This window comes from Acinetobacter sp. YH12134 (assembly GCF_013418555.1).
Lineage (GTDB): Bacteria > Pseudomonadota > Gammaproteobacteria > Pseudomonadales > Moraxellaceae > Acinetobacter > Acinetobacter indicus.
This window is the reverse complement of the sequence record NZ_VPBT01000025.1, coordinates 15,283-41,036: the sequence shown is the minus strand read 5'-3', so window position 1 is coordinate 41,036 and position 25,754 is coordinate 15,283. Positions and strand designations below refer to the sequence as shown.

The 25,754-nt window shown below is 45.5% G+C and carries 30 protein-coding genes and 3 tRNA genes; 15 read left to right on the top strand and 18 right to left on the bottom strand.

What is annotated here, in order from left to right; genetic code table 11:
* Nucleotides 1–202: 202 nt before the first annotated feature.
* A tRNA-Phe gene (locus tag FTU69_RS12855) sits at nucleotides 203–278 on the bottom strand.
* A gap of 198 nt (nucleotides 279–476) precedes the next feature.
* Nucleotides 477–854 carry a GNAT family N-acetyltransferase gene (locus tag FTU69_RS12850; protein ID WP_016658426.1) on the bottom strand — a complete coding sequence of 126 codons (378 nt, stop codon included), beginning with the start codon at nucleotides 852–854 and terminating at the stop codon, nucleotides 477–479.
* 96 nt (nucleotides 855–950) lie between these two features.
* Between FTU69_RS12850 and hisB the strand changes: the two genes are divergently transcribed.
* The 6 genes from hisB to FTU69_RS12820 all read left to right on the top strand — a co-directional run bounded on the left by hisB (nucleotide 951) and on the right by FTU69_RS12820 (nucleotide 5,476).
* Complete coding sequence (hisB, locus tag FTU69_RS12845; RefSeq protein WP_005180581.1) at nucleotides 951–1,544, top strand: imidazoleglycerol-phosphate dehydratase HisB; 594 nt, start codon at nucleotides 951–953, stop codon at nucleotides 1,542–1,544.
* A complete protein-coding gene (gene hisH / locus FTU69_RS12840) occupies nucleotides 1,544–2,161 on the top strand; it encodes an imidazole glycerol phosphate synthase subunit HisH (protein ID WP_104491710.1) in 618 nt (205 codons plus the stop codon). The genes hisB and hisH overlap by 1 nt, the downstream gene beginning before the upstream one ends.
* A gap of 151 nt (nucleotides 2,162–2,312) precedes the next feature.
* Nucleotides 2,313–2,801 (top strand): DUF805 domain-containing protein, encoded by a 489-nt coding sequence (locus FTU69_RS12835; protein ID WP_016658424.1) that lies wholly within the window; start codon nucleotides 2,313–2,315, stop codon nucleotides 2,799–2,801.
* A gap of 74 nt (nucleotides 2,802–2,875) precedes the next feature.
* A complete protein-coding gene (locus FTU69_RS12830) occupies nucleotides 2,876–3,544 on the top strand; it encodes a 3'-5' exonuclease (protein ID WP_016658423.1) in 669 nt (222 codons plus the stop codon).
* A gap of 178 nt (nucleotides 3,545–3,722) precedes the next feature.
* Complete coding sequence (gene hisA, locus FTU69_RS12825; protein ID WP_180103994.1) at nucleotides 3,723–4,454, top strand: 1-(5-phosphoribosyl)-5-[(5-phosphoribosylamino)methylideneamino]imidazole-4-carboxamide isomerase; 732 nt, start codon at nucleotides 3,723–3,725, stop codon at nucleotides 4,452–4,454.
* 86 nt (nucleotides 4,455–4,540) lie between these two features.
* Nucleotides 4,541–5,476, top strand: a complete 936-nt coding sequence (locus tag FTU69_RS12820) for a DMT family transporter (protein WP_180103993.1) — start codon at nucleotides 4,541–4,543, stop codon at nucleotides 5,474–5,476.
* Between the two features lie 33 nt (nucleotides 5,477–5,509).
* On the opposite strand, the gene FTU69_RS12815 is transcribed toward FTU69_RS12820, so the two are convergent.
* From FTU69_RS12815 to FTU69_RS12805, 3 genes are read right to left on the bottom strand one after another with little or no spacing between them, the layout of a single operon-like run.
* Nucleotides 5,510–5,902, bottom strand: coding sequence for a hypothetical protein (locus tag FTU69_RS12815; protein WP_180088805.1), 393 nt, complete (start codon nucleotides 5,900–5,902; stop codon nucleotides 5,510–5,512).
* 32 nt (nucleotides 5,903–5,934) lie between these two features.
* A complete protein-coding gene (locus FTU69_RS12810) occupies nucleotides 5,935–6,561 on the bottom strand; it encodes a DUF1294 domain-containing protein (RefSeq protein ID WP_180103992.1) in 627 nt (208 codons plus the stop codon).
* Between the two features lie 17 nt (nucleotides 6,562–6,578).
* The gene (locus tag FTU69_RS12805) at nucleotides 6,579–7,529 is read right to left on the bottom strand and encodes a homoserine kinase (protein ID WP_016658421.1); all 951 of its coding nucleotides are present in this window, start codon (nucleotides 7,527–7,529) and stop codon (nucleotides 6,579–6,581) included.
* 110 nt (nucleotides 7,530–7,639) lie between these two features.
* Between FTU69_RS12805 and hisF the strand changes: the two genes are divergently transcribed.
* Nucleotides 7,640–8,401 carry an imidazole glycerol phosphate synthase subunit HisF gene (gene hisF, locus FTU69_RS12800; RefSeq protein ID WP_303113667.1) on the top strand — a complete coding sequence of 254 codons (762 nt, stop codon included), beginning with the start codon at nucleotides 7,640–7,642 and terminating at the stop codon, nucleotides 8,399–8,401.
* A gap of 424 nt (nucleotides 8,402–8,825) precedes the next feature.
* Here the strand turns inward: hisF and FTU69_RS12795 are convergent, their stop codons facing one another.
* Nucleotides 8,826–9,458 (bottom strand): sterol desaturase family protein, encoded by a 633-nt coding sequence (locus FTU69_RS12795; protein ID WP_168381572.1) that lies wholly within the window; start codon nucleotides 9,456–9,458, stop codon nucleotides 8,826–8,828.
* Nucleotides 9,459–9,568: 110 nt separating this feature from the next.
* Here FTU69_RS12795 and FTU69_RS12790 point away from each other — a divergent pair, with 110 nt between their 5' ends.
* Nucleotides 9,569–10,585, top strand: coding sequence for an AraC family transcriptional regulator (locus tag FTU69_RS12790; RefSeq protein WP_005180609.1), 1,017 nt, complete (start codon nucleotides 9,569–9,571; stop codon nucleotides 10,583–10,585).
* A gap of 32 nt (nucleotides 10,586–10,617) precedes the next feature.
* Here FTU69_RS12790 and FTU69_RS12785 read toward each other — a convergent pair whose 3' ends face one another.
* Nucleotides 10,618–11,676: an RNA-guided endonuclease TnpB family protein gene (locus FTU69_RS12785; RefSeq protein ID WP_034586922.1), complete on the bottom strand. Its 1,059-nt coding sequence runs from the start codon at nucleotides 11,674–11,676 to the stop codon at nucleotides 10,618–10,620.
* A 20-nt stretch (nucleotides 11,677–11,696) separates the two neighbouring features.
* On the opposite strand from FTU69_RS12785, the gene tnpA reads away from it, so the two are divergent.
* On the top strand, nucleotides 11,697–12,110 hold the full coding sequence (gene tnpA / locus FTU69_RS12780; protein WP_104490858.1) for an IS200/IS605 family transposase: 414 nt from the start codon (nucleotides 11,697–11,699) through the stop codon (nucleotides 12,108–12,110).
* A 220-nt stretch (nucleotides 12,111–12,330) separates the two neighbouring features.
* On the opposite strand, the gene FTU69_RS12775 is transcribed toward tnpA, so the two are convergent.
* Together FTU69_RS12775 and FTU69_RS12770 are read right to left on the bottom strand one after the other, a co-directional pair.
* On the bottom strand, nucleotides 12,331–12,576 hold the full coding sequence (locus FTU69_RS12775; protein ID WP_005180612.1) for a hypothetical protein: 246 nt from the start codon (nucleotides 12,574–12,576) through the stop codon (nucleotides 12,331–12,333).
* Nucleotides 12,577–12,646: 70 nt separating this feature from the next.
* On the bottom strand, nucleotides 12,647–13,729 hold the full coding sequence (locus tag FTU69_RS12770; RefSeq protein ID WP_163170455.1) for a DNA/RNA non-specific endonuclease: 1,083 nt from the start codon (nucleotides 13,727–13,729) through the stop codon (nucleotides 12,647–12,649).
* A gap of 264 nt (nucleotides 13,730–13,993) precedes the next feature.
* On the opposite strand from FTU69_RS12770, the gene FTU69_RS12765 reads away from it, so the two are divergent.
* Entirely contained in the window at nucleotides 13,994–14,641 is a 648-nt protein-coding gene (locus tag FTU69_RS12765; protein ID WP_180103991.1) for a hypothetical protein, read from the top strand.
* 88 nt (nucleotides 14,642–14,729) lie between these two features.
* Here the strand turns inward: FTU69_RS12765 and FTU69_RS12760 are convergent, their stop codons facing one another.
* Nucleotides 14,730–16,610, bottom strand: a complete 1,881-nt coding sequence (locus tag FTU69_RS12760) for a potassium transporter Kup (RefSeq protein ID WP_104490119.1) — start codon at nucleotides 16,608–16,610, stop codon at nucleotides 14,730–14,732.
* Between the two features lie 121 nt (nucleotides 16,611–16,731).
* Here FTU69_RS12760 and FTU69_RS12755 point away from each other — a divergent pair.
* The 3 genes from FTU69_RS12755 (at nucleotide 16,732) to FTU69_RS12745 (ending at nucleotide 18,120) form a co-directional block, all read left to right on the top strand.
* Nucleotides 16,732–16,821, top strand: a tRNA-Ser gene (locus tag FTU69_RS12755).
* Nucleotides 16,822–17,593: 772 nt separating this feature from the next.
* The gene (locus tag FTU69_RS12750) at nucleotides 17,594–17,821 is read left to right on the top strand and encodes a hypothetical protein (protein WP_005180651.1); all 228 of its coding nucleotides are present in this window, start codon (nucleotides 17,594–17,596) and stop codon (nucleotides 17,819–17,821) included.
* Between the two features lie 223 nt (nucleotides 17,822–18,044).
* Nucleotides 18,045–18,120: transfer RNA gene (locus FTU69_RS12745), tRNA-Thr, on the top strand.
* Nucleotides 18,121–18,181: 61 nt separating this feature from the next.
* Here FTU69_RS12745 and FTU69_RS12740 read toward each other — a convergent pair.
* From FTU69_RS12740 to FTU69_RS12715, 6 genes are all read right to left on the bottom strand, one after another.
* A complete protein-coding gene (locus FTU69_RS12740; RefSeq protein WP_005180656.1) occupies nucleotides 18,182–19,006 on the bottom strand; it encodes a cyclopropane-fatty-acyl-phospholipid synthase family protein in 825 nt (274 codons plus the stop codon).
* 3 nt (nucleotides 19,007–19,009) lie between these two features.
* Nucleotides 19,010–20,308 carry an FAD-dependent oxidoreductase gene (locus FTU69_RS12735; protein WP_034598019.1) on the bottom strand — a complete coding sequence of 433 codons (1,299 nt, stop codon included), beginning with the start codon at nucleotides 20,306–20,308 and terminating at the stop codon, nucleotides 19,010–19,012.
* A 433-nt stretch (nucleotides 20,309–20,741) separates the two neighbouring features.
* Complete coding sequence (locus tag FTU69_RS12730; protein WP_180103990.1) at nucleotides 20,742–21,617, bottom strand: pirin family protein; 876 nt, start codon at nucleotides 21,615–21,617, stop codon at nucleotides 20,742–20,744.
* Between the two features lie 201 nt (nucleotides 21,618–21,818).
* The gene (ahpC, locus tag FTU69_RS12725) at nucleotides 21,819–22,382 is read right to left on the bottom strand and encodes an alkyl hydroperoxide reductase subunit C (RefSeq protein ID WP_005180661.1); all 564 of its coding nucleotides are present in this window, start codon (nucleotides 22,380–22,382) and stop codon (nucleotides 21,819–21,821) included.
* A gap of 401 nt (nucleotides 22,383–22,783) precedes the next feature.
* Entirely contained in the window at nucleotides 22,784–23,053 is a 270-nt protein-coding gene (locus tag FTU69_RS12720) for a hypothetical protein (RefSeq protein ID WP_180103989.1), read from the bottom strand.
* A gap of 22 nt (nucleotides 23,054–23,075) precedes the next feature.
* On the bottom strand, nucleotides 23,076–24,008 hold the full coding sequence (locus FTU69_RS12715) for an IS5-like element ISAba12 family transposase (protein ID WP_180103988.1): 933 nt from the start codon (nucleotides 24,006–24,008) through the stop codon (nucleotides 23,076–23,078).
* Between the two features lie 201 nt (nucleotides 24,009–24,209).
* Here FTU69_RS12715 and FTU69_RS12710 point away from each other — a divergent pair, with 201 nt between their 5' ends.
* Nucleotides 24,210–24,539 carry a four-helix bundle copper-binding protein gene (locus FTU69_RS12710; RefSeq protein WP_004641881.1) on the top strand — a complete coding sequence of 110 codons (330 nt, stop codon included), beginning with the start codon at nucleotides 24,210–24,212 and terminating at the stop codon, nucleotides 24,537–24,539.
* A 128-nt stretch (nucleotides 24,540–24,667) separates the two neighbouring features.
* Here FTU69_RS12710 and FTU69_RS12705 read toward each other — a convergent pair whose 3' ends face one another.
* Both FTU69_RS12705 and FTU69_RS12700 read right to left on the bottom strand, forming a co-directional pair.
* Nucleotides 24,668–24,961 carry a type II toxin-antitoxin system RelE/ParE family toxin gene (locus FTU69_RS12705; RefSeq protein ID WP_180103987.1) on the bottom strand — a complete coding sequence of 98 codons (294 nt, stop codon included), beginning with the start codon at nucleotides 24,959–24,961 and terminating at the stop codon, nucleotides 24,668–24,670.
* Nucleotides 24,951–25,196 carry a type II toxin-antitoxin system RelB/DinJ family antitoxin gene (locus tag FTU69_RS12700; protein ID WP_180103986.1) on the bottom strand — a complete coding sequence of 82 codons (246 nt, stop codon included), beginning with the start codon at nucleotides 25,194–25,196 and terminating at the stop codon, nucleotides 24,951–24,953. The genes FTU69_RS12705 and FTU69_RS12700 overlap by 11 nt, the downstream gene beginning before the upstream one ends.
* A gap of 137 nt (nucleotides 25,197–25,333) precedes the next feature.
* Here FTU69_RS12700 and FTU69_RS12695 point away from each other — a divergent pair, with 137 nt between their 5' ends.
* Nucleotides 25,334–25,723: a tautomerase family protein gene (locus FTU69_RS12695; RefSeq protein WP_032040164.1), complete on the top strand. Its 390-nt coding sequence runs from the start codon at nucleotides 25,334–25,336 to the stop codon at nucleotides 25,721–25,723.
* The last annotated feature ends 31 nt before the right edge of the window (nucleotides 25,724–25,754 follow it).

Here is a 25,754-nt window from a genome sequence, read left to right as displayed (position 1 = left end):
TTGTTCCATTTTAGAGATTTGTTTAAGATAAGATATAACTCATTGAGATGTGTCATAGTATTCGTCGTTAGAAAACAATTATTGTGACATTATTTCAATGAGTTATCTATTTTTGTCGTGTACAGAGATTTAATCGAGTATTTTTTACCCAAAAAAAATCCCTGATGGGATCAGGGATTGAAAACGTTTAAACGTTTGAATATGGTGGCGAGACCCAGGATCGAACTGGGGACACACGGATTTTCAATCCGTTGCTCTACCAACTGAGCTATCACGCCGATGACGCGTATTAAACAATCTCCGCCCGGTGCCGTCAAGCAGCTTTTGCATAAATTCAAGTATTTGTTTACTTTTACAGCATTTTGTACGCTGTCTGCTTATTTTTTAAGTGAAACGCCCGCGATTCCAGCCATTTGCAGGCCAGCAGATAAAAAAAGAGAGGCGATTAGCCTCTCTTGAATTTCATTTTAACTCGCTTAGAGCTTGTCCAGATGTGCCAGACAACGGTGAATTGCGCCACAGCCCGGTTCAAACTGATTCACGCCTTTGGCTTCTTCCATGCGGCAGACTTCACTGACCAGACGCTCGGCCACACCACGACCACGATTGGCCGGATGCACCACAATATATTCCAGGGTCCTGCTTTCGCCCTGCCCGGTACACCAAATTGCACCAATTAATTTTGTATTAAATTCTGCGGTATAAAGTAGGGTATACTGGTTCAGATGTTGCTCGAGTTGCTCTACCGCATCCTGGCCATCACCAAACTCCGGACTGGTGTCATACAGTCGCTCAAGCTGGCTGCGCACTTCATCATTTTCCAGTGAAGTATAAGCATGTACGGTAATAGGCATTGATTAACCCTCCTGAGCAATCTAATATGCTGGGACTTCGTCGCAGCGAAACATTTTTACATCCATCATTTTTAACGTTTTTTGAGGAACGTGTCCATGACAGAGCGTATCAGTGAAGTGGTAAGAAACACTAACGAAACCAAAATTCGAGTTCGTTTAAACCTCGACGGTACCGGTCAAGGCACACTCAACACTGGTATTCCATTTTTAGACCATATGATTGATCAAATCAAGCGACACGGTTTGTTTGACATTGATATTCATTGTGATGGCGATCTGGAAATTGATGACCACCATACCGTAGAAGACTGTGGTATTACCCTGGGTCAGGCCTTTGCACAGGCACTGGGCGATAAAAAAGGCTTAAAGCGTTATGGTCACTTCTATGCCCCACTCGATGAATCTTTAAGCCGTGCCGTGGTCGATTTATCTGGTCGCCCGGGCCTGTTTATGGATGTGCCATTTACCCGCGCCACCATTGGCCGTTTTGATGTCGATTTATTCTCTGAATTCTTCCAGGGCTTTGTGAACCACTCGCTAATGACCGTACACATCGACAACCTGAAAGGCAAAAACAGCCACCACCAGATTGAAAGCGTGTTTAAAGCATTTGCGCGCGCACTGCGTATGGCCTGTGAAATTGATCCACGTGCTGCCAATACTGTGGCATCGACCAAAGGTACCCTGTAATGACCCGGATTGCCCTTCTTGATTATGGCATGGGGAATTTGCACTCTGCCGCCAAAGCTTTGGAACACGTCGGTGCTACGGTGGATGTCACCAATGACCCGAAACTGATTGCCCAGGCCGATAAAATCGTGTTTCCGGGTGTCGGCGCCATGCGCGACTGTATGCAAGGCATGCATGAAGCCGGGATTGATGACGTGGTGCGTCAGGCGGTGTTTAATAAACCGGTACTGGCCATTTGTGTGGGTATGCAGGCGCTGATGCAACATTCCGAAGAAAATGGCGGTGCCGATGCACTGGGTATTTTTGAAGGGGTGGTAAAACGCTTCCCGGAGGTTGAAGGTCTAAAAGTGCCACACATGGGCTGGAACCAGGTGCATCAGGTTGACCCGAGCCATCCAATGTGGAACAACATTGAACAGGATGCACGTTTCTATTTCGTGCACAGCTTCTATGTCGAGCCGAAAGACAGCACAATTGTGGCAGCGACCTGTGACTATGGGCTGCAATTCTGTACCGCCCTGCACAAAGACAACCTGTTCGCGACCCAGTTCCACCCGGAAAAAAGCCATACTGCTGGTCTGCAACTGTTAAAGAACTTTGTCGACTGGAAGATTTAACACCCTTCCTCTGTTGCGCAAGATGTATAAAGCCGGGTTCGTCCCGGCTTTGTTTTCACCTATTTTTTATTTCTTTCTTTTTTAAGCAATTTTTAGTAATATTTGACTTCTTTTTATACAACTCAATAAAAATAAAACAGGTAATTCAAAAATGCATAGCACCACTCATACCCAACACATCACGACACAAGATTCGGCACTCAGCGCGGCGGGGCGTTTTGGACGTTTCTCCTATCTGGCCTGGAACTGCCTGATTGCACTGTTAATGATTCCAGTTTTTCTGGTTTTGACCCTACTCTTTCCCGGGCTGATGAATATTGACCCTGCTGGCGGTATTCCGCTCACCCCACTGGTGCTGGGCGCACTGATTTATCTGGGGGTGTTATATCTGATGTTTATTTTCACCATCCGCCGTCTGCATGACCGTAACCATACCGGCTGGCTATCGTTACTGATGCTGGTTCCAGTGGCCAACCTGTTGCTGATGCTGTATCTGTTTTTCGCCCCGGGTGATCAACGTGTTAACAGCTATGGTCCACCACGTGCTACGGCTGGCTGGGAAGCGGCGCTGGCCTGGATTTATATTATTCTGTTGGTACTGCTATTTGCTTTTGCCATTTTTGGTGCAGTACTGGCCTAAAAGGTCCCGCTTGCTTAAAATAAGGCCTGACAATTCAGGCCTTATTTTTATCGCCAGCCCAAGGAAAAGATGGCATGAGCTTATCTTCAACATCACCCCATATGCCCTCTTCCAGCCAGCTGGAACAGCTGCCGCGCTTTCAAAGTCTGCCACCCTCTAAAATTCATCTGATTCAAACGCTGGCCGAATGTCAGCACTATGCGCATGAACTGAATATTGCAGCGGTACTCGGCTTTGATTCGGAATCCAAACCGATTTTTAAAAGTGGCGAAGTGTCGGATGGCCCGCACCTGATTCAGCTGGCCACACTAGATCGGGCCTATCTATTTCAGATGAATGAGGAAATCTGGAACTTTCTTAAGCCAATCTTCGCCAACCGTGACCAGATTAAAGTCGGCTTTGGCCTGAAAAATGATGCCCATCTGTTTCGCAAAAAAGGCGTAGAACTGAACAGTGTGCTGGAACTGTCCAAATGCTTTCACAGCTTTGGCTTTAAAAACCCGGTCGGATTAAAACATGCCATGGCGCTGCTGTTTCAGGTCTATTTTCCCAAAAGCAAACGGCTCAGCACCTCGAACTGGGCCAATCCGGTATTAAGCACAGCACAAATGGAATATGCCGCCGCCGATGCTTATGCCCCGGTACTGGTTTTTGAAGAATTGTTGCGTTTGGGCCTGTTGCCGAAACAGATTCCCAATACCTCGCTCAAACTCAGAATCCGGCCATCTAAAACCCCGCCCTAAACCGCTTTGAAGATCAAGCTGCACAGACAGCCGGATTTTCTTCATCGAACCTTTGTTGACCGCCTGACACAGCACAGGCTGTTTTTATTTTTGCATGCAAATATAGCATTTAGAAAATTTTCGTTTATTGCTAAGATGGGCGGCAAGAAATTTAACCGATGAAGCAAGGAGCGAAAGCATGCTGATCATCCCTGCAATTGACCTGAAAGATGGAAAATGTGTCCGTTTAAAACAAGGTCGTATGGAAGACGATACCGTATTTTCTGATGATCCGGTGGCCACTGCACAGCATTGGGTCAATGAAGGTGCGCGTCGCTTGCATCTGGTCGACTTAAATGGCGCTTTTGCAGGTACCCCAATCCATAAACCGGTGGTCGAGGCCATTGCCAAGGCACAGCCAGACCTGCCGATTCAGATTGGTGGCGGTATTCGCTCGTTTGAAACCATTGAACATTACCTCGATGCAGGCGTGTCTTTTGTGATTATTGGCACCAAAGCCGTTCAAGAGCCAGAATTTGTCGAAGAAGCCTGCAAAAAATTCGCCGGTCATATCATTGTGGGCATTGATGCCATGAACGGCATGGTCGCGACCGATGGCTGGGCCAACGTGACTGAAGTAAAAGCCACCGATCTGGCCAAACGTTTTGCCGATGCCGGTGTTTCCAGCATTGTGTATACCGACATTGCCCGTGACGGCATGATGCAAGGCGTAAACGTCGAGCAGACTGTGAATCTGGCGCAATATTCCAGTTTACCAGTGATTGCTTCTGGTGGCGTGACCAATCTGGATGATGTCCGTAACTTAAAAGGCCAGCCAGGCATTTTAGGCGCGATTACCGGTCGTGCCATTTATGAAGGCAGCCTGAATTTGCGTGAAGCGCAATTGCTGCTGGATGAGCAAGCCCTCTAAGTGCTGCTGTCAGAAAGAGGTCTTCGGGCCTCTTTTTTTATGCCCTCACCGGGTTGATGTCTTTTTTGAATACTCGCTGATCTGCCATGTCTGATGCCCCTGTGAACCTTAAAACCACACTTAACAGCAAAGCGCCGCAACTGGCCCTGATCATGATTACCATGCTATGGGGCGGTACTTTTGTGGCAGTCAAGCTGGCGCTGAATTATGCCAGCCCGATGTTTTTTGTCGGCTGCCGCTTTGCCGCCGCTGCACTGGCGGTCGCGCTGATTTCACTGCCGCATTTACGCGGTATGCAAGTTGAAGAGCTGTGGGCTGGCGCATTGATTGGGGTCAGCCTGACTGTCGGTTATGGTACGCAAACCGTGGGGCTGCAGACCATCAGCAGTAGCGAATCAGCATTTTTAACCGCGTTATATGTGCCGCTGGTGCCGATCTTGCTGTGGCTGCTGTTCCGGAAACGGCTGCACATCATGATCTGGCTGGGCGCAAGCTGTGCCTTTATCGGGCTGGTTTTACTGACCGGCAATGGTTTGGGGCAGCTACAGCTGAGTTTTGGTCAGCTGATTACCCTGCTCGGCGCCATTGCGATTGCACTGGAAATTATCCTGATCAGCCATTTTGCCGGACGGGTTAATCTGCAACGGGTCACGGTGATTCAACTGCTGTTCGCCTCCCTGTTTGCCTTTCTTGCCATGCCACTGGTCGGTGAGCAGCAACTGCCGCAATTTTCCTGGATGTTGCTACTCTTGGCTGGCGGTTTGGGGCTGGCCAGTGCCTTGGTTCAGCTGGTGATGAACTGGGCGCAGCGCGCAGTCAGCCCGGCACAGGCGGCAATTATTTATGCCGGAGAACCCGTATGGGCTTCGCTGTTTGGCCGTCTGGCCGGCGAGCGCTTGCCATTTATGGCTTTGGTCGGTGGTTTTCTGGTGGTGCTGGGCGTGATTATCAGTGAATGGAAACCGAAATTTCTGCGTCAGAAACAGCAGCACACCCCATCAGCGAGCGATCTTCCGGACTAAATTTTGTGAAGATCGATCTGAGGATTCAGATATTTAAGAGTACATCGGCTCATTGTCATTCAGGCGCATAATGCCGCGAATGGCCCGATAGACAATCCACAGCCAGGACAGGCCAATCACTGCCAGACAGAAGGCTGAAGCACCAAAAATGACCTGGGCAAAGCGGGTCGGGTCTTCATCAATAAAGAAAATAAAAAAGAACGGCGCAAAGGCCACAATATTCCAGAACAGATACCACCAGAAGCTGCGAATTTGCCAAGTAAAGTGGCTTTCAAAAATCGAACCGCGTACCGCACCGCGTTTTACATAATTGATGATTAGCGCGACGATTGCCAGCAAGCCGGCACTAAAAATCGCCACGATATACAGAAGGTACAGAATAAAAGTCAGACTACGATTCGGGTCACGGTCAATGGAAGTATTCATATTGTTGTCCTGCACTCCCCGCCCCGCTATGCTCAGAGCGTCAACAGATTAAAAGGAGAAATAAACCATAAAATCAAAAGAATATTTAAGCCAATTGTACAAAAATAAATTTTACGAAAAGGTTGTTTTTGTGTTTTATGTCGCATTTTTTCCTGTGCCAGCCAGGCCGCCGGCCAGCCCCCCAGAGCCGAAACCAGATGCAGGCTCTGTTCCGGAATCCGGCGGTGACCGAGTTGGGCCGCTTCCTTGTCTTGTGCATACAGCCAATAGCTGAGTGCATTCATCAGGCTGATCAATAACAGCAGCAGGCCGTGCAATAAACCGGTCAGGGTCAGTACCGCCAGCACGAGAATATAGGCCACACACAGGATTTGCATGGCCGGACGTTTGGCCGCAGGACGCTGCCGCGGCTTGCTCACCACATCAGCACGCGGCTTGACCTGCGAGGCTTTTAAATACACCACCTGCTGGGCCCGATAGCGGCCGCGTTCATCTAAAATGACCTGATAATCCAGTGCACAACCGACAATCGGGCGCGGCCCCGGACGGGCAAAATCATTGATATGCAAAAATACGCGGTCTTTGTCCGGATCATTGGGCTGAATAAAGCCATAGCCCTTGTCATCAAACCATTCAATTAACCGGCCCTGATCGCGCATTTCCCTACCCTTTATGTTTAAGCTGTGACGAACTTTAAGCGTTCAATCAACATATTACGCATCTCGAGCGGATTTTTCTGCAAAATTGCGTCACCGCTGCGTCCTTGCAAAGCATTTTTTTGTGCCACCTGTAAACGCATCATCCAGAAACGGCCAGCAGCCATTGCCAGATACAGCTCCAGACAGGCTTTTTCATCTTCGGTTAAAGGACGAATGCGGTCATAGGCTTTTAAAAAGGCCATGGCTTTGTCTTCATTCAGGCTGACCTGCGGATACTCGGTACAGAAGTCATTTAAGGTAATGGCAATATCAAACAGCCATTCATCCTGATTCAGCTCATAAAAATCCAGAATGCCCTGCAGCTGATCGCCTTCAAACAGGGTATTGTCGCGGAATAAATCGGAATGGATAAACCCTTTTGGACGGTCCGGATAAATCGCGGTAAGCGCTTCATACAGCCCCAGCAATTTGCTGAGCAGGACTTTATCGGCCTCGCTCAAGCTGGGTTTAATTTCCTGGGATACCGCCAGCCAGTACGCATGATCGCGGACAAAAGCGCGTTTTAAAGGAAAATCTTTTAAGGCCACATGCATTTTGGCCTGTGCCACGGCAATGGCTTCCACCTGAGCGATGCTGGCTGGCATTGGATGCTCGCCGATTAAACGCGGCGCAATCTGGGCCGGTTTCTGTTTAATCGAGTGGATGGCCTTGCCAGCATAACTGAGCGGCACCGCCACAGCTAAACCTGCCTCACCCAAATGTTCCAGTACCGGCACCAGTTCACCGGCTGCCTGTTCATCCATGTCTTCAAACACGGTCAACACATAGTGTGTACCGTCCTGAGCCACCAAAAAGTAATTGGTATTTTGAATACCGCCTTGAATCGGAATCAGATCGACCACCTCAAGTCCATAAGGGGCTGCAAAATCCTGAACTTCCTTTAAAGTCAAAGGCGTATAAACCGACATAGAAAACCTGCGAAAAATCTTACATAAGTTTGATAGAATAGCGTGTCCATCTGCCAAGGTGTAGCGCTTGTGTGGGTGAGTTTCATAATCAGCTGAAATGACTGGAAAAAATTATGCTTGCTAAACGTATTATTCCTTGCCTAGACGTAGATAACGGCCGCGTGGTGAAAGGTGTGCAATTTCTGGATATTCGTGATGCAGGTGATCCGGTTGAAGTGGCGCGTCGTTATAACGAACAGGGCGCTGATGAAATCACCTTTTTAGATATTACCGCTACCCATCATGGCCGTGACACCACCTACCGTACCGTTGAGCGTATGGCAGAAACCGTGTTTGTTCCACTGACTGTGGGCGGCGGCGTGCGTAAGGTCGAAGATATCCGTTTATTACTGAATGCCGGTGCCGACAAGGTCAGCATTAACTCGGCTGCGGTGTTTAATCCGGAATTTGTGCAGGAAGCCTCACAACGTTTTGGCGCACAATGTATTGTGGTGGCGATTGATGCCAAAAAAACCGGCGACAACAAATGGGAAATTTTCACCCACGGTGGCCGCAAACCGACCGGGATTGATGCAATTGAATGGGCCGTGAAAATGGCTGATTACGGCGCGGGTGAACTGCTAATTACCTCTATGGATGCCGATGGTACCAAAGCCGGTTATGACCTGGCACTAATGCGAACCATTAATGACCACGTCAATATTCCAACCATTGCTTCTGGCGGTGTTGGCAATTTACAGCATCTGGCAGACGGAATTTTACAAGGCGGCGCCGATGCAGTTCTGGCGGCCTCAATTTTCCACTTTGGTCAGCACACCATTCCGGAAGCCAAGCAATACTTGGCGGCACAAGGTATTGAAATGCGCCTTTAAGCCCGCTGGCTCAAAAATTTCAGAACTGAAAAAGAGTGTAGTCATACACTCTTTTTTTATGCGGCAAAGCAAAACAAATAAAAAATGAAGATAAAAAAAAGGAGTCCTGAAGACTCCCTATAAACCAAGAATTGCTACAGCGCTTGGCATTAAAACGTACATATTTCAACAGAATCACCTTCGATGTAGGCAGAAGTTCTGCCGCTATCTTCAGCTTCTTTACTATAGAAAACTTCCCTGAACAGATATTGACCATCAACGCCAATTTTATTGACAATTCACGACAACAGCTTACAAAGCAGTTGTTTTCAATCAGTTTTATTTGATCTCTATCACATAATTGATCCAGTATTATTGTTCCGCGAATATACTGACTTTGGGCCAATCAACGATGAATTTGCTCAGCAGATAAACAACCCTCTCATTAACTGGCTTTAGGTAGTGGCTCAAGATCTGGGGATGGCTTTTCATTCCGGTCGACCCATTTGGCCGGGAAGAATTTTTCCGCGCCGCGGTTTAACAGTGCTGACAGCGGCTGTGGCAAGGCAATCCCGAGCGGATTCTGCTCCTGCAAATCGGGTGAAGATATAACCCGGGTGCCCAGAATATAGTCAAACCAGGGCTTGGTCACACACCAATTGGCATCCTGATTGCTGTTCATATGGTGGTCATAGTGCCAGGGAATTTTTGTTCTGGCCCACTCTGGCTCCAAATGGGCACGGCGGTGAATATAGTAATAATTCAGGGCGCTATACATGCTGCCGGCCATCATGCCTTTGGAAATCGGGAAAAAGACCAGCCCAAACACACCCACGGCGGCGGCCAGCGAAATAATCTCGTTTTTATTGCGCCAGTGCGACCAGCCAATCACATAGCTTTCATCATTAAACTGATTTTTCCGCACCTCACGATGATGCTCCCAATGCGAACGCATACTGCGTGGCACCGGACTGTGACGCGGCTGCCCCGGCCGATGGGTACCATGTAATACATATTTATGTGCCACCCATTCAAAGGCATTGGCCACCAATAAACCTGCTATAAATCCTTTTAACATGCTCCAGTCCTCCTGTGCTTTTCCTTCACTATAAGCGTCGGCACAGGCTAGATATTGACGGAAAAATTGAATATGATTGACAAATCACGACAAGAATAAAATGACAAGCTATGCAACGGATAAAGGATTATACCGGCTCGATTTATGGCGGCTTGGCCCAGTTGCTGTACGACTTTTATCAAGCACAACAGCTGCCGGTTCCAGAAAAATTACAGCAGGTTCAACATCAGGAACGTTTTGATTATATTCTCTGGCGCGACTTGCTGACCGAACTGGAACAGCAGCTACAGCGTCCGGCGTTGGGACTAGAAATTGCCGCGCTGGTGCAGCCCAAACATCTGGGCATTATTGCCTATATTGCCCTGTCCTGTGACAATCTGGGTGAAGCGTTGCAACGCTATCATGACTTTCACCGGCTGGTGTATGACGGCAGTCCGTTACAGGTGGAAGTGCAAGGCAATTATCTCTCCATTCGCTGGGCTGACCTGCCGCCGACCATGACCACGCAACTGACCAATGAAATTGCCATTGCGCTGATGGTGGAATTCCTGAAACATTTTATGGAATTTCAGGATATTTGCCTGCATGAGGTGCATTTCCAGAATCCGGCGCCACGACATGTGGCACTGTATGAGCAGTATTTTCATTGCAAGGTACGTTTTTCCCAGGAAAAAACCCAGGTGCTAATGCCGTTGCAGGAGCTGTCCAAACCCTTTTATCAGGGGGATCAGACCTTACAGCATTTATTGCTCCAACAGGCCAAGGCTCTGCTGGAAAAACTGCCAAATTCCACCCAGATTGACCACCGTTTACAGCAGGCGATTCTGACCGGTTTACAACGCAATATGTACCAGATTGAACATATTGCCCAGCAGCTGAATTTGTCAGTACGGCAGTTACAACGGCATTTACAGCAGCAAGGCACCACCTATCAACAACGGATTCAGGAAGTACGCTGCTTACTGGCCGAACAATATTTAAAAGATCCACATTTAAGCCTACAGGAAATTGCCCTGCTGCTCGGCTATTCGGAACAGAGTGCCTTTCAGCGTGCCTTTAAACAATGGACCCAACACACTCCACAGCAATGGCGTCAGAACAACTTAATCAATCTTTCATCTTTTTAGTTTAATTTGAAGCGTTTGACATCCTCTCCGACCTAAAGGACGGAGATTCCTCCTGCGAGACGCCCATGTCCGAGCGCAAGAATATTCAGTGCTGAGTTTATATCTCTATCGTGGAATGTACCGCACTCCACACACTGCCATTCTCTTATTCCAAGTCCTGCTCTACCTTTCAGACTACTGGAGCGTGAGCCGCAGCACGAGCAAGTTTGGGTGGTATAGGCTTCATTGACTTCTTCATACCATACCCCTGCGTTCTCGCATTTATACTTGAGCATGGTTCTTAAGGTCGTCCAACCTGCATCGAGTACAGACTTAGCTAATTTTGTCTGTGCCAATGCTTTGGCATTCACATTACCAACGAAGATGGCTGCATGTTCATTCACCAGTTTATGACTGAATTGATGCAGCATATTTTGACGTAGATTTTTGATCTTGGCATGAATCGCTTTGACACGTTTTTTATTTCTTGCTCTTTGAGCAATACCAAGTTTTTGTTCATATTGACGATAGATTTTAGGGGCTTTGAACTTTACACCATCTGAGCAAGTCGCAAGGTCTTTGAGTCCTAGATCAATGCCAATTGAGGTTTTAGCGGTGGTTTTCTCTGTTTTAATTGAATCAACCACAAGACATACATACCAACGCCCTCGGCTATCCTCGACAAACGAGCCTGTTTTAACATTGTATTTACTTAGTCCGTAACTGTCCCATAGCTTGAATTGATGCTTGCCGTATTGGACATACCCATCGGCATATTTCACCGCCACTTTTTTAAATGGAATCCAACCGAGAGAACGTCTAGCATTTTTTTTGTTACTGACACGCCATTTTAGCTTGGCTTTTTTAAATTGCTTTCTTCGAGTAACTAATTCTTCCGCAACTGCCTGTATGGTTTGGCTGTGCAAATTGCACTCTTTTGATGTACCTTTCGTGTATTTAGCAATATCGTAAGCTGAAAAGAATTGTTGTTTTCTTTGCAAGTGTTTAAAACACAAATCATTGACATAGTTCCAGACAAAATTAACTTCAGATGCCAATTGGTCTAGCACCTTGCAATGTTTGTCTTTTATGCGTAATTTAAGTGTCTTCATCACTAAAATATATTTGGTCTATGGATAATAGTCAAGAGATTAGAACAGGTCGTCACTGTGTTTTTAATATGCACGTTCATTTAGTCTTTGTGGCTAAATATCGTAGAGATGTTTTTACCAAAGCTATGCTCGAAACTATGAATGAAGTATTCAAGCGCATTTGCTTAGACTTTGAAGCTAAGTTGGTAGAATTTGAGGGTGAGCATGATCATGTTCATTTACTTGTGAACTATCCACCAAAAGTAGCTATTTCTAGCTTGGTTAACAGCCTAAAAGGTGCATCTAGTCGTATTTTAAGAACTAAACACCCTGAAATTAAAAACAAATTATGGGGGAATGCTTTGTGGTCGCCTAGTTATTTCGCTGCATCGTGTGGAGGTGCTCCCATTGGGATTATTAAACAATATATCCAACAACAGCAAACACCGCATTAGCAATCCTAGCTAATCCCCACAAGGGGGACTAGCGGATTGCAGCCTTATATCCCCGCCCTGAAGGGCGAGGTTTTACGGCTAAAGGGAATAAAGTGGTTGGCAAGAAAGACTAATCTTGCTGCACGCCCGACAAGCTCACTTCGGTGGGCTTTTTTATATTTTAAATGAACAGTTTATTAGTTAGAGCGTAAAAACCCTGTCCTCTAAGACAGGAAGAATGTCAAAGAAAAGGATTTTCGATTTCCCGTACTTCGGTACGCTGGACTTTTTCAGGCAGATTTGGCTCTTTTTCCAGAGCCGCAACCACCTCATTCAGCAGTGCCTGCAAGGCTTTAGCCGCAGCCAGACCCGCCTGGTCCTTGGTGAGCTGTAAATTGCCATAGACATTCACGCAGTCCAGATCATTCTCGACAGTCAGATCATGAATGGCATGAGATTCTGTCCCATGTTGAAACGGTTTAAACATACCCACCTCGGCCGTAATGCTGGTTGTTGTGGCAGGATCAATTGCTCATCCTGCCGTTTATATGTGCTGATCAGCTTTTATTCATTAACTGTAAGATATAGTGCAACAAGGCCTCAATCAACTGCTTAATGATGGCATCCTGGGTTTCGGCATCCAAGGTTGTACCACTGGCAGTGGCCGTGCTACCGCCAGATTTAAACTGACGCTGTAAGGCCTGTAGCTGCTCCGGGACAACATCTTCAGCACACTGACTTTCTGCATCCCAATGCGAATATTCCAGTGGTTTATTGGCTTTTACTGCGTTGGCGGTCAGCGGCAATTTATAGGTATTGCGTTTTTGCTCTTCGGTCAGCTGCGGAAACAGGTTAATGCCTAACTGTTCTTCTAAATAACAGACGCTGACCACCTTGACCTGCAGGGAGTTGTCATTCGGTGCGTAGTAGGCGCCAATTGCGCCGGTTTTAGGTAAGTAAATGGCTTTATACACCGAGGTTGGAACAATCACCCCATTACCAATCGCTTTCAGTTTTTTGCCACTAAAAGTCGGCCCGGTGATGACATACACATCCTGTTTATGCTTGGTCACCAGCGCACGGGTGGCTTCTTCCAGTTCACGCCAGACCTGCTGATTATTCTTCGGCGCTTGCGGCACCATATTGGCCAGCGAGAAACTGTCGTATTGCGCCGCTTTATTGGACATATCCGCATTTGGGGCCATATGTCCGCGGTCATAACCTGAACCACGATAATCCGCCAAGGTCGCGCGGTGCTGCTCTTTCACCCGCTCTTCTTCATGGAAACTGTCTTCACGGGGAATTTTCTGGCTTAAACGCGCCGGGGTCAGACTTTCAGCCACCCACAGCGGGGTTTTGGACACGCCGGAATACATCACATTAAAACCATTAAAGCACAGCGGATAACTGTCTTTGCGCAGGCTGTCTTTAATTAAATACGGCGGCACATCACGGTAAAATTGTTCCAGACAGGCACTATTCGAAGTGCTTGGTGTCAAGGACATCCACTGGCTGATTTTTTCCTGTCCAAAGGCAATCGCGAAACTGCCAGCGGCCACCACACCTAAAACAACTTTTAAACTTCCTTGATGAAAAAAGGGAAAGAGAGGCGGATTTGTACTGCGCTTTTTTCTGGCCATTACACTGCTAAAAACTATAAGAATCACATATTGGCCGAGCTTAACAAGGGGTCTGCAGCTTGTATATGTTCTGGCTGTTGTTCGCTTAACAATTAGACAATAAACCGCTGTACAGGCGGTGACTGTGTAACAGTCTGTCAGAGTTTTAACACAGTTTATGATAAGTCTGGATGGCTTTCAGTGTGCTGCGTTGCGTCAGGCCAGTGTTATATGCCAAGGTAGTTCACGAAAAAATCGTGTGATAAAAATTTGATGGAGGAATCTATGTATTCCAAATTACTGGGTGCCGGCCTGATTACCGGTTTAATGAGTGCAACTGCCTTTGCCGAACCTCCCATTCAACCGGGTGATACCCTGGAAAGCTTGTCGAAAGCCAAAGTGGTAACCACGGTCAATGGTCAGCCGGGTTCATTGCAGGATATCGTGGCCAGCGGTCAGGTGCGCATTGTCTCTGAAGCCAATCCGCAAGTGGTTCAGCCGATGCCGACCAATCCGCAGCTGGATGTGATTCCGGCAGATGCACCCGCCCAGGCGCCAGGCCATGATGCCCCGGCACAAGCGGTTGCACCCAATGCATCAGCGCTGACCTCACAACCGGTACCGGCCGGCCAGTCAACTGATCCGCTGGCACAGGGCGCGCAGCCTATTACTGAACCACCCGTAGCAGAGTTAACTGCACCTACCGCGGAAGCCGCCCAGAATGCAGCGCCCATGATGGACTCCTCAGCTGAAGCGCCGGTGAATGGTATAGAAGCCGAAACCGATGTTACCCAGGAAGCCTTAGCCGCTGCACCAGAAGCAGCACCAATGGCAGACCCTGCTATTCAGGCCGCACCTGAAGCTGGCGCCGAGCAAATGCAAGCGCCTGTTCAAGCCTTACCTGAACCCCCAAGCCTGAATGAAGCCAATTAAAGACCTGTTTTAGGCTTTTATCCTCCAAAAAAACCAGAGCTATGCTCTGGTTTTTTTATTGCAGTTGCGTTGAGACCACGCCGTTGCATCAGATCTGGATTTGACTGCCCAGCTCCACAACCCGGTTGGTCGGAATCTGGTAGAAGTCACTGACCGGACTGGTATTGCGCTGCATCGAAATAAACAGCTTTTCCCGCCACGGTGCCATGCCTTCGCCGACTGTGCTGATAATGCGTTCACGTGAAATAAAGAAGCTCATTTGCATCATGTCGAATTCAAAGCCCAATTCATCATAGGCCTGCTTTAACGCGCGCGGAATATTCGGCTGATCTTTAAAACCATAATAGATAAAAATCCGGTAAAAACGTTCATCTAGCCGTTCAATCTGCACCCGCTCTTCTTGCGGCACATACGGAATATCGCGCGTCACCACCGTCACCATAATATTGCGCTCATGCAACACCTTATTGTGCTTGATGTTATGCAGCATCGCATGTGGCACGATATTCGGCGTACCAGTCAAGAATACCGCTTCGCCCGGCACAAATTTGGTGTCATTGCCCATGCTGATACTTTTAATAAACAGCTCAATCGGCAAGGCATCTTTTTCCAGATGATGAATCAGCAAGGCACGGCCATCTTTCCAGGTCATCAGGAGGGTAAATACAATGGCACCAATTAAAATTGGTACCCAGCCACCGGCGACAATTTTCAGTGAGGTTGAACCGACAAAAATCAGATCCAGAATTAAAAAAGGCAGTGCAAACAGCAGCACTTTCCACACCGGCCAGCGCCAGAAACCATAGGCCAGAATGGAAATTAAAATGGTGCCGCAGAGCATGGTCATGGTCACCGCTACGCCATAGGCACTGGCCAGATTGGCACTGTTTTCAAACAGCAGAATCAGAATCACCACCGATACAAACAGTACCCAGTTAATGAACGGCAGATAAATCTGGCCCTGTTCCACTTCTGAGGTATGTTTGACCGATAAACGCGGCAAATAACGCAGCTGAATAGCCTGATTGACCATCGAAAATACGCCAGTAATCACCGCCTGTGAGGCAATCACCGCCGCAGCCGTGGCCAGCGCAATCATCGGATACAGACCCCAGTCCGGCACCAGCAGATAGAAAGGATTGGTAATCGCGTCCGGATCACGCAGCAACAAGGCGCCCTGTCCGGCGTAATTCAATAACAGACATGGCAGCACAATCACAAACCAGGCCATCCGGATCGGCAAGCGGCCAAAATGCCCCATATCGGCATAAATCGCTTCACCACCGGTCATAGTCAAAATGACTGCGCCCATGGTTAAAAAGGCCACATAAGGCTGTTCCAGCACAAAGTTAATGGCCCAGTGCGGACTAACCATCGCCAGCACATACGGCGTCTGGATAATACTCCACAGCCCCACCCCACCAATCGACAGGAACCAGAGCAGGGTCAACGGCCCAAAGAAGGTGCCCATGATACCGGTACCATGACGCTGCACCAGAAACAGTCCGGCTAGAATCCCGATAGATAAGGGAATCAGCCACTGGTTAAACATCGGGGTGGCAATACTCAGACCCTCAATCGCGGATAGCACCGAAATGGCCGGGGTAATAATCCCATCACCAAAAAACAGCGATGCACCAATAAAGCCCAGTGCAATCAGGTAGATTTTCTTCTGTTCGGAAATACGGGTGGTACGCAGGTTTAAGGCCAGCAGCGACATAATCCCGCCTTCGCCGTTGTTGTCTGCGCGCATGATGATGGTGACGTATTTAAAGCTGATGGTCAGCATCATGCACCAGAAGATCAGCGATAAAATCCCCAGAACACTGCCTTCAGAAATGGCCAGATGTGCGGTCAGGAAACATTGACGCAAGGCATAGAGTGGACTCGTTCCAATGTCACCAAAAACTACGCCCAGTGCCGCGAGGGTAATCACAGGCAGGGCGGCTTTTTTTGCAGTACTTTGCATAGAATGTCTTCATGGATAGACCGTATTTTTGCGCATAATAGCACCAGCCCAAAAGTTTTTCCGCAAATCAATTGTTTCAGCTTGGCAGAGTGACTTTTTTTGGGTATTATCCACGGCCTATGGTGAGGTGTCCGAGTGGCTGAAGGAGCACGCCTGGAAAGTGTGTATACGTTGACGCGTATCGAGGGTTCGAATCCCTCTCTCACCGCCAGAATGTTTAAAAAGACTCAAATTGTAAAATTTGGGTCTTTTTTTATGCTTCGACTTTTCTGCTTTTTCAAAATTATTCAGTTCCAGACAGTGAAATTATCTGATTGTTTCTGGATTAGATTTTAAAATAACAACAGTACTTTTATTTTTTTGAATTTAAAAACTTGAGCCTGAATACATCCGCTAAGTTTTAAATTCATCGGCTTTTGAATTTAAATTTACAATTGAAAAAGCAGAGCATCTATCGCATCTGCTTCCCTAAAATTTAAATGGATGGTCAAGTTTTTAACACAGATAAAATAGGAAACCTGAGATAGACTTTTTCTATCAAATTCAAAACTATATTGATAAATTCATTAACTTGAAGCGCTTATTTTTCCAGCACCATCTCGAGCTTTGCTGAAAATAGCATCAATTTTTCTGACTCCCCGTTCATCTCTTGGGTTGTTAAGCATGATCTTCGGGTTATGCCATCCTGCCCGCATATATGTGAAAGTTACAGCCTGCCACAGTTCCAACCTGTTTTTAAACCACAGATGTCAACAAAAAGTCATCATCTCATGCTACAACAATAAAAAGTGGCATAGAATTCGCAAGCTTTACAGCAGCAAGCATTGTGCTATGTTAAACACAGACCTAAACAGAACAAGGAGAACAATAGGCAAAATAAACAACTGTTTAAAACTATTAACTTAAAAAATATTCTTCATTTAATCGTGCCAAAAAAGATGTTTAAAGCCAATCAGTCAAAAAACTGCTATTCGGGAGCGAGCATGAATAACAGCGCAAATTATGTCAAACAAATTAAAAATGCCAAACGTGGTGGTTATACCCCCACCATCGCCAAAGACCTCAATCGACATAAAATTCAAAAAGCCCTTAAACTTATTGAGCAGTGGAGATCTCTCGCCAACGAACTCAAACCACAAATGCAACTCGATATGGCTTTTACCCTTGAAGAATGTGCACAAGATTTAGACCGTATTTTAAGGAGCAAGTAGCACGCCTCTGCGGCACTTAACCCCCCTTTATTTTAAATTCAAAACAATAGCTCGCCCTGAACGTGAGCTATTGTTGTCTTGAGCAGAAACTTGCCTCTTCCACGATGTTTAAGCGCGAAAACAAGAGCTGGATAAAAATAAAACAGCGCCTGTCGCCTACTTTTAATTGCTTATTTTTTCGCTTGCGCCCGAATTAAAAATCTGTAAAATGCAACTCCACAATGCCGGCATAGCTCAGTTGGTAGAGCAACTGACTTGTAATCAGTAGGTCCACAGTTCGAATCCGTGTGCCGGCACCATTTTCTTAGGCTCGCTATTTTAGTGGGCCTTTGTTGTTTTTATGGCGCTATTTTTTCTGCTTTATTGCGTGTGTGCGGTCACTTGCACATATCTCACCAAGCCATCTTTATATAAACGTCGGCACAGCTTTGCGGTCATGGCAATCTTGATCCGGTCCAGACCTGGACTGTGCTGCGGCCAGTGCAGCTGCTGGATATATTCGGCAAATCTGTTTAACACTGGTGCAGATAAATCTTCAATCTGAATCTGGGTAAAACCGCGTTCCTGTAAACACTGCTCCAGTTGTACTGCGGTTTTCAGTTCCGGCAACGACACATCCGCCGCCTTTAATAAAGCGCGATAAGAATGCTGTTGTAATGTATTTGATTTTAAAAACTGCGGTGATAATATCAGGGTGTGAAAACCCAGACGGCCTTTTGAATTTAAAACCGGTTGCACGGCATCCAGAAATGAATTCAAAGCATGATGATAGGCCGCATCAATACACAGCACCACATCAAATGGCGCCAGAGGTATGAGATTTTTTAAATTTAAAAAAGACTGCGCATAGATGGGCAGCTCTGGCCAGCGCGCTTGAATCTGCTCGACACAGGTCGTTTGCAGTTCAACGGCGGTAATATTTGAGAGTTGATAATGCTGTTGCCAGTGCAACAGGCTGGCGCCCTGTCCACAGCCTAAATCGAGCAGCCGATCTGTGGATTGCAACTGAACGGCTTCGGCCAAATGATCGGCCAGCTGCTGGCACGCCGCCGGATAGTCCTGTGCAGATGAGTGCCAGTAGCCCAGATTGCTCCAGGGCAACTCGGCAGGATCTCCCAAAAGCGCTGCATTGATTGCATATTTATGGGAAGGAGCCTGTCGAAAAATTGCCTGAAGCCAGCGCATAGATTAATAGCCGAGTTGGGGAGCAACCTCTACTTTAGGTTTTAAGCCCACAAACGGCAACGGTGCACCAAAAATTTCTGCAATATGCATGGCTGAAGTCACGGCTGATTCTAAAATTGGCAAGCCGTCACATGACCATGAACCACAGAAGAACACCTTGCGATCAGCGACTTTATGACGCTGTTGCAATTCTTTGTTCAGTGCCACGGTTTTTGAATCCACCACCGCACGGGTCAGGGTGACAGAAGAAATGACTTTCTTCGGATCAATAGGCGTGACCGGACGCCAGGTCTGGAACACCGGCGTTTTACCGACCAGCGATGGCTCAATCGAGTTTAGCCAGACAGTAAATTGCTGACGGGTAAACTTGCGGTCCATCATATAGCTCAGTACCGACCAGTCTTTGCGTTTTGGCGGCATCACTGTGCTATCGGTATGAATCACCAGTTCGCCCTGTTCAAACTTGAACTGCTTTAACAAGGCAATATCTTCGGCAAACTGTTCACGATCGAGGAAGTTCTCGATATTGGTAGTTGGGGTGGCCACCACCACACGGTCAAATACCGCAGTTTCGCCTTCGGCATTTTTGACATAGACCTGATCATCTTGCTGGCTAATATGGGTGATGGGTGAACCACTCTTGATATGAATACCTTCAATCAGCTTATTCACCAGCGCCGGAGTGCCACCCTGAATACGCAACAGCGCATCACCATCGGTCAATTGACGCAAGAAGGTCAACAGCGGCTTCGCTGGCCATTCGCCAATGGTTTTCGGGTTACAGGTACAGATGGTGTACAACACCGGCATTACCGCGCCATGCCAGAACACTTCTTCAATTTCATTCTGGTTGATGAACTCAGCCAGGGTAATGTCCTGATTCTTCGACCGGAAGAATTTGGCAATTGCCGTTTTTAACTGCAACATGCCTTTAACCAGACGCCAGCCGTATTGCTGCAAGCCTTTACGGTTATTGATAATCGGGAAATTCCCGATACGCGTACGCGAGGTGGTTAACCAGGTTTCGGTCCGGTCTTCAAATAACCAGCTACAGGCCATATAGGTCCGTACCGGGAAGGTCGGAATACCCAGATAGGTGGCTAAACTGAGCGTGTTTTTCCACAAATGCGGATTCATGACCCGCAGCGGTGCGTCAATTAAACCGCCTTCAAACTCAGTACTGTGGCTGTCCATTCCACGTCCAGGCAGAGCTTCAAAAATTGTAATGTTATGCCCTGCATCTTTAAGAATTCTTGCGGTAGCTAGCCCAGCCATGCCACTACCGATGACTGCAATATCCAAAACGTCTTATCCGTTAATGAAAACATTGACCGAAATTATGAACCATGCCTTGCCAAAATGAGCTATTAAAAACTACCAGATTCACCCTTTTTACAAAGTGTAATAAAGTTCTAAAATGCCACTTCTGTTACATTTTTTAACGTATTTTCAAGCCCCGTGTAAATACAAGAAATACCTGAAATTTTATTTATTAATTTTTAAAAATCATTTAAAAACAATAGGTATAAATTAACCAGTTTTAGAATAGTTGTTTTACAAAGTGCGTGCTTTCCGCTAGTATACGCTCCACACAAGAATGACAACCACATCACATAAAATCATTACAGATAATGATACAAATGAGATAAAACAAGAAACTTAACAGCGCAATAACAAGAAAGCCTCTGATTTTTATCAGAGGCTTTTTTCTTTTAGCAGCAGAATCACGGAATCCTTAGCTTTGCAGCGGAATTTGGCCAAACTTACCAGAATGAAAGTCCTCAAAGGCCTGAATAATTTCCTGTTTGCTGTTCATCACAAAAGGACCATAGCCTTGAATTGGCTCATTTAATGGTTCACCGGTCAGAATTAAAAACTGTGTTTCCTGCTGCGCCTGCAACTGAATGGTCGGCTCGGCATCGCGGGCAAACATAACGATGGAACTGTCCTGCACCTGTTGAGTGCCATTCACCAGCAGCTCACCTTTTAGCACCACCAGCAGGACATTGTGAGTCACCGGGACATGCACAAAGGTTTGCGCATCTTTGTGCAAGCTACCATCCCAGACATTGACCGGGCTAAAGGTCTGTGCCGGTCCGGTGTGACCTAAATAGTTCCCGGCAATCACCCGGAGGTGCCCGGCGGCATCGTCCAGTTCAATTCGGGGAATACCGGCAGCGGCAATGGCCTGATAACGCGGCGCAGTCATTTTGTCTTTGGCCGGCAAATTGACCCAGAGCTGGACCATTTCAAACAGCCCACCCGCTTCGGCAAAATCGGCAGAATGAAACTCTTCATGTACCACGCCGGCACCGGCTGTCATCCACTGCACATCACCAGTCTGAATAGTGCCCCCGCCACCGGCCGAATCTTGATGGGTGACGGCACCCTGATAGGCCAGAGTCACAGTTTCAAAGCCACGATGCGGATGTGAACCCACACCACGCTGTGCTGCCGTTGCCTCAAACGGATAAGGCGCAGCATAGTCGAGCATTAAAAACGGGCTAATGGCCTGACCTAAACGGTCATAAGCAAACAGGTTCTGCACCGGAAAACCATCACCGACCCAGTGCATATTTTTGTTTCGATATAAACCAATTATTTTTTTCATACTGACCTGCGCCTGCAAGGAGAATTGATCGTTTCATGTTAAGCCTTTGCGGTGCAGCTACCTAGTGCAAATCTGGCATACTGCATTGCAAGAATAGAATCATCCGGGCGTATCCGGATTCTGCTGCTTTCTCTTTCAACAGACATAAAAAAATCCAGAACCGGAGTTCTGGATTTTCATCAGAAGATAAATGCAACTGGATTAGATTTTACCGACCAGGTCGATTGACGGTGCAAGCGTTGCTTCCCCTTCTTTCCATTTTGCCGGGCAAACTTCACCTGGGTGTGCATGGACATATTGCGCTGCTTTGACTTTACGTAGCAGTTCCTGGGCATCACGGCCGATACCGCCAGCGTTAATTTCAACGATCTGGATGGTACCTTCCGGATCAATCACGAAAGTACCACGGTCAGCCAGACCTTCAGCTTCAATTAACACCTCAAAGTTTTTTGCCAGAGTCCAGGTTGGATCGCCGATCAGTGGATACTGGATTTTGCCAATCACGTCTGAAGTATCGTGCCAAGCTTTATGGGTGAAGTGGGTATCGGTTGATACGCCGTAAATTTCAACGCCCATTTTCTGGAATTCAGCATAATGATCAGCCAGATCGCCTAATTCGGTTGGACAGACAAAGGTAAAGTCTGCAGGATAGAAAAATACCACCGACCATTTACCGATCATGTCCTGCTCAGACACTTCAATGAACTGACCATTCTGGTAAGCAGTAGCGTTAAAGGCTTTCACTTGGGTATTGATTAAACTCATTCTGTATTCCTCAGTGCGTTGTGGAGATTGCTTATCTTGTGAAGGTAGAATACAAAACTGAGATAAATCGGTAAAACAGTACTTTTTTATAAAAATAATCGGAAATATAGATTTAAATATTCTATCTCAATTGAAGTTTTTATCGTTTTCTTCAATTGATCGATCCTACTTTTCTAACCGGCAATAAAAAACCCTTTGCTAAAACAAAGGGTTTTTATCAATTATTGTACAATTTAAAACGGATATACACATCAAATTATAATTAACATATATATTTCAAAAACTTAATATACTATGTATTGTATTTTGTAAAAATACAATGAAAAAATACTTAAAAATTTACACTTTTTTATTACACTGAAATTTAGTGTTAATTCGCAAGCTATGAAAAAACAAATATACTAAACTGGAACATAAGCCTGAGCTAAACGCTTTTCTGTGGAAGCCTGTGTTGTGTAGAAACGCTCTTGGATGGCATATACAAAATTCTTCAAGGACTCTTCGTCTGTAATCGTGTATTTACCATTTGCATCTGTAGGTAAGCCCAAGGTTTGAATATAGCTATGTAAGCTATTTTGAACTTGAGGGCTATATGAATTGTAAGTATCTAATGCTTTAGCGATATTCTTACGATTTGGAATGGCTTTGTTGCACAAAGATTTGAAATGCAAAGCGCCCCTAATTGAGCCAAATTTAAGGCGTAACTTGGGTAAGTGGGCGACCTAATTCCGTAAATCTGTTAAGGACTGCTACACGTGCATGGATCTCATTCACTTGGCTATCAAAACTCCTTGCACTGAGTTTATCTCCTAATAATTTGATGCAATGCATCTTAGTTTCAACCAAACTTCGCCGATGATAGCCTGACCATTTTTTCCATAGTGTCCTGCCTAAACGTTTAATTGCTCGAAGTAATTCATTTCGCTCTAGCGAGCTACTCTTTGTATCTTTCCATGGTTTCGCATTTTTTCTAGGTGGAATCACCGCATGCGCTTGCCGATCTGCAATGACCTGACGGCATTGCTTGGTGTCATAAGCTCCATCGGTATAAACAGAGTTAATCTGCTCATCTTGTGGAATCTGATTAAGTAAATCACCAAGCACCTGTGAATCACTGACATTATTGGTTGTAAGCTGAACTGCTCGTATTTGTAGGGTTTTAGCATCTATACCAATATGAAGTTTACGCCATTGGTGACGATATTCAGGTCCATGTTTCTTGCGTTTCCATTCGCCCTCACCTAGAAACTTCATGCCTGTAGAGTCCATGAGTAGATGCAGCCCATCGCTACTTTTTTGGTAGCTGATTACAATATCAATATGCTTTTGTCTTCTACAAAGCGTGGTGTAATCTGGAGCTATCCAATTTAATCCGCAAAGTTTAATCAGACTTTGCACAAAGCCTGTGACCATACGTAAAGACAGACGGAATAAGGATTTAATCATTAAGCAGCATTGGATAGCTGCGTCGGAGTAGGTTTGATTTCGCCCTTGTTTGCCTTTTGATGGAGCATACCATTGCGTAGCAGGATCAAACCAAATGGCAGTATTTCCGCGACTCATGAGTGCTCGGTTATATGCGGGCCAATTGGTTGTGCGGTAGATTTTGTGTGCAGGCTTCTTCATTTGAAAATTATATGGCTGAAGAAGCCCTTAAGAATAGCTTTGTGCAACAAAGCCATTTGGAATATAAATAAGATTTAGTTAAAATTAACATTATTCATATAAATTAACATTATGTATTACATTTACTAATAATTTAAAATAATTAGTAGAAAAAAATTATGTTTTAATTATTTCTTTGATTATATAAATTGAGAGTAAAAAATGATTAATACGGAATTTTCAGAGTGTATTTCTGCATGTACAAACTGTTCACTTATTTGTACTGAATGTGCAACTTCTTGTTTAAAAGAAAAAGATTTAGAGATGATGCGTGAATGTATTCAACGTTGTCTAGAATGTGCAGATATTTGTCAGTTATGTGTGCGTATGCAACAACATAACTCACCTTTCCTCAAAGAGATTTGTGAGCTTTGTGCTAAGATCTGTGAATATTGTGCGGAAGAGTGTGAAAAACATTCACATGATCATTGTAAAAAATGTGCTGAGGCTTGCCGTCAGTGTGCAGAAGAATGTCGAAAAATTGCCATGTAAAATACTTCAATAATGTTAATTATATGGCTCTGGACTAACATAATCATTCTGCTAGTCTAGAGCCTTTCCTAAAATTAACATAATACACGTTATACGAAGGCAAAAATGGGAGCTATAAGCTCCCATTTTTAGTCTTTAATTCGCTTTTTCGCTTCGTCATAAACTATGCTATCAGCTCGTTTTCCGACGGTAATGAGCAGGATAACTACCTGATCATCTTTAACTTGATAGAAAAGTCGGACACCAGCTTTTAATAATTTGATTTTATAGCAACCTGCAAGATCGCCTCTAAGCATATTCTTTGGAATATGTGGCTGCTCTATGACTTTGGCTAGTTTCTTTTTAAATTGATCTCGTATAGCAACAGGGAGTTTTTCCCATTCTGCTGTAAAGTCCTTGTGACGTAAAAGCTTATAAGTCATCTAATGTGACTTCCTCAAACATCTCTTTAGGATCATTAATGCGCTTACGGACAAGAGCTACTAATTCTTCATCTTCTTCTGAAAGCAAAGCTTTTTTGACGGGTAGTTTCCCAGTCGTAGCAACATACTCAAGAATACTAGTGAAGAAATCCGTAGGTGCAATACCTTGCTCTTTAAGGATTGAATAAGATTTTTCTTTAAGGGCTTCATCGATCCTGAAGTTAACAGTAGCCATCATATTTCCCAAGTATTTAATGTACTAGGAATAGTGTAATGCAAATTGCATTACAAGTCGACTTCGCATAACAGCCATTATGTTAAATGGGAGGGAGGAGATTAAGCTAAAATTAGGGTTTTAATTTAGAGAAAGTAATGTCTCAGATAAAAATTTATGCTTTAGATGAAACTATAGAATTACATCGTGATAATTTAAGTAAAGCTATCCATCAGGCTTTAGTTAAAGAATTAAAGTATCCTGAAGAAAAAAGGTTTCAACGTTTTATTCCACTAGAATCCAAAAATTTTATATATCCAGCAGACCGCAGTACATCTTATATAATTATTGAAATTTCCATGTTCGATGGACGAACAAAAGAGACTAAAAAAGCATTTATTAAGACTCTATTCGAAAATATAAACAATCTATGCGGTATTGATTCAAATGATGTTGAGATAACTATATTTGAAACTCCTAAAGAAAACTGGGGCATTAGAGGGGAAAATGCGGATGAACTACAGTTAAATTATAAGGTAAATGTTTAAATTTCCTAAAATTAACATAATACACGTTATA

Coding starts and splice junctions, on each gene's coding strand:
- FTU69_RS12790 (WP_005180609.1), top strand. CDS start 9,569: ATGCAACGGATAAAGGATTATACCGGCTCGATTTATGGCGGCTTGGCC.
- FTU69_RS12760 (WP_104490119.1), bottom strand. CDS start 16,610: ATGCAAAGTACTGCAAAAAAAGCCGCCCTGCCTGTGATTACCCTCGCG.
- FTU69_RS12785 (WP_034586922.1), bottom strand. CDS start 11,676: ATGAAGACACTTAAATTACGCATAAAAGACAAACATTGCAAGGTGCTA.
- FTU69_RS12830 (WP_016658423.1), top strand. CDS start 2,876: ATGAGCTTATCTTCAACATCACCCCATATGCCCTCTTCCAGCCAGCTG.
- FTU69_RS12710 (WP_004641881.1), top strand. CDS start 24,210: ATGATTAATACGGAATTTTCAGAGTGTATTTCTGCATGTACAAACTGT.
- FTU69_RS12835 (WP_016658424.1), top strand. CDS start 2,313: ATGCATAGCACCACTCATACCCAACACATCACGACACAAGATTCGGCA.
- FTU69_RS12765 (WP_180103991.1), top strand. CDS start 13,994: ATGTATTCCAAATTACTGGGTGCCGGCCTGATTACCGGTTTAATGAGT.
- FTU69_RS12815 (WP_180088805.1), bottom strand. CDS start 5,902: ATGAATACTTCCATTGACCGTGACCCGAATCGTAGTCTGACTTTTATT.
- FTU69_RS12850 (WP_016658426.1), bottom strand. CDS start 854: ATGCCTATTACCGTACATGCTTATACTTCACTGGAAAATGATGAAGTG.
- FTU69_RS12805 (WP_016658421.1), bottom strand. CDS start 7,529: ATGTCGGTTTATACGCCTTTGACTTTAAAGGAAGTTCAGGATTTTGCA.
- hisA (WP_180103994.1), top strand. CDS start 3,723: ATGCTGATCATCCCTGCAATTGACCTGAAAGATGGAAAATGTGTCCGT.
- FTU69_RS12795 (WP_168381572.1), bottom strand. CDS start 9,458: ATGTTAAAAGGATTTATAGCAGGTTTATTGGTGGCCAATGCCTTTGAA.
- FTU69_RS12730 (WP_180103990.1), bottom strand. CDS start 21,617: ATGAAAAAAATAATTGGTTTATATCGAAACAAAAATATGCACTGGGTC.
- FTU69_RS12820 (WP_180103993.1), top strand. CDS start 4,541: ATGTCTGATGCCCCTGTGAACCTTAAAACCACACTTAACAGCAAAGCG.
- ahpC (WP_005180661.1), bottom strand. CDS start 22,382: ATGAGTTTAATCAATACCCAAGTGAAAGCCTTTAACGCTACTGCTTAC.
- FTU69_RS12740 (WP_005180656.1), bottom strand. CDS start 19,006: ATGCGCTGGCTTCAGGCAATTTTTCGACAGGCTCCTTCCCATAAATAT.
- FTU69_RS12700 (WP_180103986.1), bottom strand. CDS start 25,196: ATGGCTACTGTTAACTTCAGGATCGATGAAGCCCTTAAAGAAAAATCT.
- FTU69_RS12775 (WP_005180612.1), bottom strand. CDS start 12,576: ATGTTTAAACCGTTTCAACATGGGACAGAATCTCATGCCATTCATGAT.
- FTU69_RS12715 (WP_180103988.1), bottom strand. CDS start 24,008: ATGAAGAAGCCTGCACACAAAATCTACCGCACAACCAATTGGCCCGCA.
- tnpA (WP_104490858.1), top strand. CDS start 11,697: ATGGATAATAGTCAAGAGATTAGAACAGGTCGTCACTGTGTTTTTAAT.
- FTU69_RS12810 (WP_180103992.1), bottom strand. CDS start 6,561: ATGCGCGATCAGGGCCGGTTAATTGAATGGTTTGATGACAAGGGCTAT.
- FTU69_RS12770 (WP_163170455.1), bottom strand. CDS start 13,729: ATGGCCAGAAAAAAGCGCAGTACAAATCCGCCTCTCTTTCCCTTTTTT.
- hisH (WP_104491710.1), top strand. CDS start 1,544: ATGACCCGGATTGCCCTTCTTGATTATGGCATGGGGAATTTGCACTCT.
- hisB (WP_005180581.1), top strand. CDS start 951: ATGACAGAGCGTATCAGTGAAGTGGTAAGAAACACTAACGAAACCAAA.
- FTU69_RS12750 (WP_005180651.1), top strand. CDS start 17,594: ATGAATAACAGCGCAAATTATGTCAAACAAATTAAAAATGCCAAACGT.
- FTU69_RS12695 (WP_032040164.1), top strand. CDS start 25,334: ATGTCTCAGATAAAAATTTATGCTTTAGATGAAACTATAGAATTACAT.
- FTU69_RS12705 (WP_180103987.1), bottom strand. CDS start 24,961: ATGACTTATAAGCTTTTACGTCACAAGGACTTTACAGCAGAATGGGAA.